The organism is Pseudomonas sp. (genome assembly GCF_049653025.1).
Lineage (GTDB): Bacteria > Pseudomonadota > Gammaproteobacteria > Pseudomonadales > Pseudomonadaceae > Aquipseudomonas.
In genome coordinates this window covers 57,292-63,869 of sequence record NZ_JBASFM010000001.1, presented here as the reverse complement: position 1 = coordinate 63,869, position 6,578 = coordinate 57,292, and the positions used below count along the sequence as shown (strand labels likewise).

At 65.4% G+C, this 6,578-nt stretch carries 8 protein-coding genes; 3 read left to right on the top strand and 5 right to left on the bottom strand.

All coding sequences use genetic code 11. The annotated features are described in order from the left end of the window. Positions 1–202: 202 nt before the first annotated feature. Entirely contained in the window at positions 203–700 is a 498-nt protein-coding gene (locus tag WBK23_RS00295; RefSeq protein WP_424482017.1) for a DUF523 domain-containing protein, read from the bottom strand. A 226-nt stretch (positions 701–926) separates the two neighbouring features. On the opposite strand from WBK23_RS00295, the gene WBK23_RS00290 reads away from it, so the two are divergent. After that, on the top strand, positions 927–1,484 hold the full coding sequence (locus tag WBK23_RS00290; protein ID WP_424482016.1) for a DUF6160 family protein: 558 nt from the start codon (positions 927–929) through the stop codon (positions 1,482–1,484). Positions 1,485–1,507: 23 nt separating this feature from the next. Here WBK23_RS00290 and WBK23_RS00285 read toward each other — a convergent pair whose 3' ends face one another. After that, positions 1,508–2,131 carry a 2OG-Fe(II) oxygenase gene (locus WBK23_RS00285; RefSeq protein WP_424482015.1) on the bottom strand — a complete coding sequence of 208 codons (624 nt, stop codon included), beginning with the start codon at positions 2,129–2,131 and terminating at the stop codon, positions 1,508–1,510. A gap of 104 nt (positions 2,132–2,235) precedes the next feature. Here WBK23_RS00285 and WBK23_RS00280 point away from each other — a divergent pair, with 104 nt between their 5' ends. Continuing rightward, positions 2,236–3,003, top strand: a complete 768-nt coding sequence (locus tag WBK23_RS00280; RefSeq protein WP_424482014.1) for a hypothetical protein — start codon at positions 2,236–2,238, stop codon at positions 3,001–3,003. Here WBK23_RS00280 and WBK23_RS00275 read toward each other — a convergent pair whose 3' ends face one another. After that, positions 3,004–3,936, bottom strand: coding sequence for an alpha/beta hydrolase (locus WBK23_RS00275; RefSeq protein WP_424482013.1), 933 nt, complete (start codon positions 3,934–3,936; stop codon positions 3,004–3,006). Positions 3,937–4,056: 120 nt separating this feature from the next. Here WBK23_RS00275 and WBK23_RS00270 point away from each other — a divergent pair, with 120 nt between their 5' ends. Next, entirely contained in the window at positions 4,057–4,632 is a 576-nt protein-coding gene (locus tag WBK23_RS00270) for a DUF6436 domain-containing protein (protein ID WP_424482012.1), read from the top strand. Here the strand turns inward: WBK23_RS00270 and WBK23_RS00265 are convergent, their stop codons facing one another. Beyond that, entirely contained in the window at positions 4,633–5,397 is a 765-nt protein-coding gene (locus tag WBK23_RS00265; protein WP_424482011.1) for a substrate-binding periplasmic protein, read from the bottom strand. 54 nt (positions 5,398–5,451) lie between these two features. Next, the gene (locus WBK23_RS00260; protein ID WP_424482010.1) at positions 5,452–6,507 is read right to left on the bottom strand and encodes an AraC family transcriptional regulator; all 1,056 of its coding nucleotides are present in this window, start codon (positions 6,505–6,507) and stop codon (positions 5,452–5,454) included. Positions 6,508–6,578 lie beyond the last annotated feature (71 nt).

Below are 6,578 nucleotides of genomic sequence, written 5' to 3'. Positions count from 1 at the left end.
TCGGATCTGCTGCGCGTCGGCGATACGGCGTTAGAAATGGCCTCGGGCTGCTCATTTACAGCCAGTAAACTCCGCGCCCTCGGCCATTTCTGCCTTGTCTCGCTCTAGCTCGCGAGATCCGAAACAGGTTCTAGGCACTGCGGTAATGAAAAGGGAGGCTTCGGCCTCCCTTTTTTCTGCGCGCCATTTAAGTGCTTTGACCCTAAATCGCCTGCTGCTCCAGCTCACGCAGCGCGGCCTCGGCGGCGGGTAGTTCTTCTTCGTTAAACACCTGCACCCCAGCCCGACGCAGGGCGGCGGCGGTCACGCCTTCGCCGGCGACCTTGGTGCCGCTAAAGCTGCCATCGTAGTTCTCGCGGTTGCCGCACGAGGGGCTGCGCGCCTTGAGCAGCGCCAGACGGATGCCATGCTGCGCCACCAGGGCCAGCGCCTGTTCGGCACCGTCGACAAAGGCGGCAGTCACGTCTTCACCATCCACCGTCATAACCGCAAGCAGCCCATCCAGCACCAGGGCTCCCTGGCCGCCTGCAATTTCGGCCGGCGCGCGCGGAGTTGGCAAACCGCCAGCCACTTCCGGACACAGCGCGACAACTCGCCCCTCCTGCTGCCAACGCTCAAGCAGGCTAAACGGACCATGCGCGCCACCGTCATAACGCACGCGCTGGCCCAGCAGGCAGCGACTCACTAGGACTTTCTGCATTGCGCCCTCCCCTCTATTCAGTCACCCCGCGTAACACCCGCAGGGTACTGCCAGTTGACCGCGCAGATCAAAGGGATGGGCTGGCAGCGAAAATGCCAACCGCATCACCGGCTCGACGCCGGCATCCGATAGCAGCCGCCTATCCTTCGGCGGGAAGCGGGCCTGCTCAATAGCGCGGGCAACACACCCGGCACAGACTCTCGGCACGCTCGCAGAGGACATCGCCATGCACCGCCCACTTCACTTTCTCGCTCTAGGCCTCGCTGCCAGCCTGGCCACAGTCGCTGTGCCGAGCCAGGCAGCCCTGCTGCCCATGGATAACCAGAGCCTGAGCGAGGTCAGCGGCCAGGCCGGCATCAGCATCCGCGCCGATGTGCTGGCGACAATCAACCGGGTCAGCTGGAATGACGACGGCGGCAGCGCGTCGCTGCGCAACGTCAGGATCGATAACGGCTGCACCACGCCCGCCAGCTGCCCGAATGGCTCAGGTGGCAGCTTCGCCTTCGGCGCGGCGCAACTAGGCCTGACCCTGCCGATATTCGGCGTCAACCTGCCAACCCTGAAGATCGATATCGTCACCAATGCCAGCGGCAAGCAGCAGGTGCAGCTGACCCTGCCCGACCTCACCACCATCAATGATCAGCTGGTGGCCAGCGGCATCCCGGCGCAACGCATCCGCGTGCGGGTAGCGGCAGACATGTACGTCGGCGAAAGCCGCCTGGGCAGCATCGAGATGCGCGATATCACCGATCTGCGCGGCACCTTCAAGGTCTGGGGCCACTAAAGCACAGGCCTGTTAACCCACGGCTACAACGACCCATTACCCCGCCGGCGAAACCAGCCGGTCAGTGACAGCCGCTCGCGGTTGGCCGGCAATACCTCGTGGGGCATGTCGGCTGAGAGAAACACCAGCAGGCTGCCCGCCTGGGGCAGCACATCGCGGACCTCTCCGTTCGGCAGGTACAGGCGTAGCGCGCCGCCCTGCTCCGCCTGCCAATCCTGATTGAGATAGAGCACCGCCGACACCGCGCGGCGGTCGTCATCGCGAAAGCGATCCACATGCTTCTGGTAGAACGCCCCCGGCGGATACAGGGCGAAGTGCCCCTCAAAATCCTCCAGCCCCAGATACAGGCCCTGGTTCAGCGCCACCCGCAGCTCATCAAACGCCTGCAGATATTGATCACATGCTGGAGCCTGACCGGCCTCCAGCCACTGGATATGGTCACCGCGCACGCCTTCGCGGATCTGCTGCTGCGCGCCGCGCCCCACGCCAGCCGGGGCCAACGCCCCTTGCGCCGCCCGTTTACGGCACTCTTCGGCCAGTTCTAGGGTCAGAGTTTGGGCAATGAACTGCGGCTGCAACGACCAGCCCTGTTCGGCCAGGTCGTCGACGATGCGCGCCAGGCACGCGGTATGGGTATCGGTAGTCATGCCGGCGATTCTACCAGCCTGTCGGCGTTTCACTCACAACCCACGCCGAGCCTCGACAAGCATCGGTATGCCGCAGAAAATAGCCGCCCCAGAATGGAGTCCCTATGCGCGCCCTTTCCGTTGTACTGACCCTGCTGCTCAGCCTGCCCGCCCTGGCGGACGATTACCTGCAGCTGTATCAGGCGGCCGGCTGGCCGCAGCAGCGCATGCATTTCAGCGACGCCCTGCAGGCCGCCCAGGAGCGCTACCGCAGCAGCCTGCCGCCGGCGGTGCATCAAGCGCTGGTGAATAACAGCAACCAGCGCTTTGCCGCCGCCGCCGTGGACCAACGCGCCCAGCAGGGCCTGCGCGAAAGCCTCAGCGAGCCGGGCAGCGCCCTGCAGTTTTTCCAGTCGCCACTGGGGCGCAAGATCGTCGATGCCGAACTACTCGCCACCCGCAGCGACCAACTGGCGCGCTACGCCAACGGCCTGCCGCGCAGCGAAGCCAGCGCCACTCGCCGCCTGCTGATCCGCCACCTGGCCCAGGCGCTGCCAGCCAGGGAAGCCGGCGCGGAAGTCAGCCTGGCGCTGGCCGGGGTGGCCGCCGACAGCCTCAGCCAGATGCTCCCCGGCCTGCTCGGCGGCGACAGCACGCAACTGCTGCTCAATGGCCAGCGTCAGCGCCTGATGGAACAGATCGGCGCGGATCTGGATAACAGCCTGCTGCACGTTTACCGCGAGCTGAGCGACCCGGAACTGGAAGAATTTGTCAGCTTTGCCCAGTCAGAAGCCGGCAAAAACTATTACCAGGCGGCCCTTGCGGCGATTCGCAGCGGCCTGGCGGTAGGCCAGAACAGCGCTAGCCTGGCTCCAGCACCGCGTGGCATCTGATCAGCTCAAGCGCTGGCTGAGAAACTCAAGATAGCGCTGGCGCAAGGCCGGCGCTTCATTGACCAGGTGATGGCGCGCGCCGCTCAGGCGCAGGATCTGCGGCGCAGCAAACTTGTCCTGCAACACCTCGAGGTTGTGCTGCCAGGCCACCGTCATATCCGCCTCGCCCTGGATGATCAGCGGGCTGCGTGCACTGCGCGGCGCGGCCTCGATACGCGGCACCCACTGACTGAGCGCGCCAACCCAGGCGGTCGGCAGGCTGCGCGGCTGCAGCGGGTCGCGGTGCTGAATGAAGTCGATAAAGTCCGCGTCGTTGGAATTGGCGCTGAAGCGCCGCGGAATCTCGCGGACAAAGCGTTTCATGATCCGGTAACTGAACTGCGACCAGCCCCAGGCACGCGGTCGCACCAATGGCGCGAGCAAAATAGTCTCGCCGATTTCCGCGCCCGGCGCGCCGTTCAGCAGGTAGTCGATCAGAATCGCCCCACCGGTGCTCTGCCCGCACAGGTGCCAGGGTTGCGGCAATTGCAACTCGGCCGCCTCGGCCAGTACGCCCTGCAACACCGTCTGGTACTCGGCAAAGTCGCCGATGCTGGCCCGCGCACCGCTCGACAACCCGTGCCCCGGCAGGTCACAGGCCAGTACCGCGAAGCCCATGCCCAGCGCCCACTCAATCACATGGCGGTACAGGCCGCTGTGGTCGTAATAGCCATGCACCAGCACCAGGGTTGCGCGCGGCTCCTGCGGCCACCAGGCCTGCAGGGCAATCTGGTAGCCGCCAATGGCGCGCATGCCGAGCCGGCTGTGCGTCGCCGGCGTTGCGGCAAAGCCATAGAACTGCCGATACGCCTGCTCCGCCGCCGATAACGGCGCGGCTGCGGCCATGGGTCGCAGACTGGCGCTCAGGTTTTCCGGCTGAAACGGCTCTGACATAAGGCTTCCATCGATAGTGCGAAGTGATCGCAGGCCATCCCGGCCGGCATAATAAGGCTGCGAATATTCAGCTCTCGAGCCAGCCATGGCAAGCTGCGCGCCTGCCTACAGAAGACCGTTATGCCCAGACCCTACAAAAACCTGCTCACCGGCCTGCTGATTGCAGTGTGGGCCGCCGCCATGTTCGCCGCCTACGGGTGGTACGAGGCGCGCTACCTGCGCAGCTTCAGCGAAACGCCGCAAACCGCGCTGTTCTACGGCGAACAGCTGCGCCTGCCCGCTGAGCTGGCCGGCCCCGGGCCGATCCGCCTGGTGCATTTCTGGGACCCAGCCTGCCCGTGCAATGTCGGCAACCAACAGCACCTGGCCGAGCTGATCGAACGCTTTGGCCCCCAGGGGATCAGCTTTTATGCCGTGCAAAAGCCCGGCAGCAAAGGCCAGCTGCCCGCCACCCTGAGCGCCATGCAAACACTGCCCGAACTGCACGGCAGCACGCAGATTCCCGCCAGCCCGGCCGTGGCGATCTGGGACCGCACGGGCCAACTGGCCTACTTCGGCCCCTACAGCGAAGGCGCGACCTGCACCTCGAGCAACAGCTTTATCGAGCCGATCCTCGAGGCCCTGAGCGCAGGTCGTCCGGTAAATGCCAGCAACACCCTGGCGGTGGGCTGCTTCTGCACCTGGAACGGCAACTGACTACTCCAGCCCGCTCGGGTGGAAACGCCGGAAGATCTGCTGCGCCTCGCCGCTGGCCTGCATCTGTCGCAGCTGCTGATCGAACTGGCTGACCAGGGTTGCACCACGCACCGAGCCCTTGCTCACCAGCAGGAAGAACGCCTTGCTGGCCGTCAGCGGGATATGCTGCAACTGCGCCGGCCCCTGGAAGATGCCGAGGTCCAGACCACCGTAGAGCGGCTCGATCTCACTGGGGAAAAAGTCGCAGCGCTGGCGCTGCAGCATGTCCAGATTCTGCTGGATGCTGGGAAAGCGCTTGATCGACCCGGTGATGCCAAACGGCACGTAGTTGTAGCCGATCACGCCACACAAGCGGTACTGCTGCAGGTTCTGCAACAAGGCCGGCAACGGCACCGCGGCAAAGCGCTGGGCGGAATAGAACAGGCCCAGCCGGGTTTGGTAGAGCTGCGCACTGTAATGCGCATAGGCCGCGCGCTCGGCGTTGTAACTGGCGTCCCAGGTCAGCTCGCAGCGTCCCTTCTCGGCAAAGTCCGCCAGTTCCTGCTGCACCCGTGCCCAGGGCATGTAATGCACCACATAGGGCAGCTGTAAACGCTGCAGAACCGTCAGCACCAGGGTGCTCGCCGAGCCGGTCAGGCGGCTGCGATCCACCTCCCCGGCGGTGCGCTGCCAATAGGTAAACGGCGGCCACTCGTTGCTGTCGCCCAGGCATATCTGCACCGGCGGCGCAGCCAGGCACGGCATCGCAGCCAACGCCAACAGCATGCCCACCCTCGCTCGCCACATACGCGCTACCTCTGACCTCAGTACAAGGCTAGATCAGTCTGGCGGGGTGCCCGAAGTAACTGACTGTCGGCGAAAGCCCTGCGGCGTCTCGCCCTGCCAGCGCTTGAAGGCGCGGTAGAACGGCGACAGCTCGGCAAAGCCGCAGGCGCGCGCCACCTCGCGGATCGCCAGGCCGCCGTCGAGCAGGGCCTGGGCGCGCAGGCGGCGGACTTCATCGTGGAGTTGGCGAAAGCTCTGGTTCTGTTCGGCCAACGCCCGTTGCAGGCCGCCGAGGCTGTAGCCAAGGGCCTGGGCGCAGCTCGGCAGGTCACACAGCTGCACGCCGAGGTTGACCCCCAGCCAGTAGCGCACGCGGTTGAGCAGCTGGTTTTCCTCAAGCTCCGCCAGCTCCAGCTCGGCCTGCGCCCAGAGCACCGCGAACAGTCGCGGGTTGGCGCTGCGCGAGGGCCGGCTGAGCCAGGCGCGCGGAAAGATCAGCGCATCGTGGGCTTGGGCAAACTGCGGCAGCAGGCCGAACAAACGCCGGTGCTCACTCAGGCGGCGCGGCGCGGGGTGGCGAAAATCCAGCCCGGACAGGCGAAAACTGCCGTCGTTGTTGATGCTCGCCAGCATCTTCTGCAGCAGCAGCGCCAGGCACTCCATCTGCTGGCGCAGCGAGCCGACGCCGCGGTAGTTGAGGTCGAAGATCAGCCGCGCCTGCTCGTCCTCCAGCTCCAGGCGCGCGGCAAAACCGCCGGAGAGGATGTGCTGGAAGCGCACGAAGCCCTCCAACGCCTGGCCCAGATCGCGGCTGGCCAGCAGCAGGTAACCGACCACATCCATTGGCCGCGGCTGCATGGTCGCACCCAGGTGCAGGCCGATATCCACATCGCCACTGATGCCCGCCAGCGCCTGCCAGAAGCGCGGCGCGTTGTCATGGTCTTCGCGGGCGTTGAACAGCGGCGGTGCCAGCACTGCGCCCTGATAGGCCTGGCGATAGGTGTCCGTCGGGTCCAGGCCCAGCTCGGCCAGGGCCTCGTAGAGCAGGCGGCGCAGGGTCGAGGAGTGGGTCAGCGCGCTGGCGATGCTGTTATGCGGATCGTTTTCCATAAAATCCTCAGTTATTGACCAAAGACTTTCACTCCCGCCGTATCTGGTCAATGCCTGCACCGTGTCCAGCC

What these genes read in the sequence shown, in the direction of transcription:
- WBK23_RS00295 (WP_424482017.1), bottom strand. Translation starts at nt 700, where the DNA reads ATGCAGAAAGTCCTAGTGAGTCGCTGCCTGCTGGGCCAGCGCGTGCGT.
- WBK23_RS00290 (WP_424482016.1), top strand. Translation starts at nt 927, where the DNA reads ATGCACCGCCCACTTCACTTTCTCGCTCTAGGCCTCGCTGCCAGCCTG.
- WBK23_RS00285 (WP_424482015.1), bottom strand. Translation starts at nt 2,131, where the DNA reads ATGACTACCGATACCCATACCGCGTGCCTGGCGCGCATCGTCGACGAC.
- WBK23_RS00280 (WP_424482014.1), top strand. Translation starts at nt 2,236, where the DNA reads ATGCGCGCCCTTTCCGTTGTACTGACCCTGCTGCTCAGCCTGCCCGCC.
- WBK23_RS00275 (WP_424482013.1), bottom strand. Translation starts at nt 3,936, where the DNA reads ATGTCAGAGCCGTTTCAGCCGGAAAACCTGAGCGCCAGTCTGCGACCC.
- WBK23_RS00270 (WP_424482012.1), top strand. Translation starts at nt 4,057, where the DNA reads ATGCCCAGACCCTACAAAAACCTGCTCACCGGCCTGCTGATTGCAGTG.
- WBK23_RS00265 (WP_424482011.1), bottom strand. Translation starts at nt 5,397, where the DNA reads ATGCTGTTGGCGTTGGCTGCGATGCCGTGCCTGGCTGCGCCGCCGGTG.
- WBK23_RS00260 (WP_424482010.1), bottom strand. Translation starts at nt 6,507, where the DNA reads ATGGAAAACGATCCGCATAACAGCATCGCCAGCGCGCTGACCCACTCC.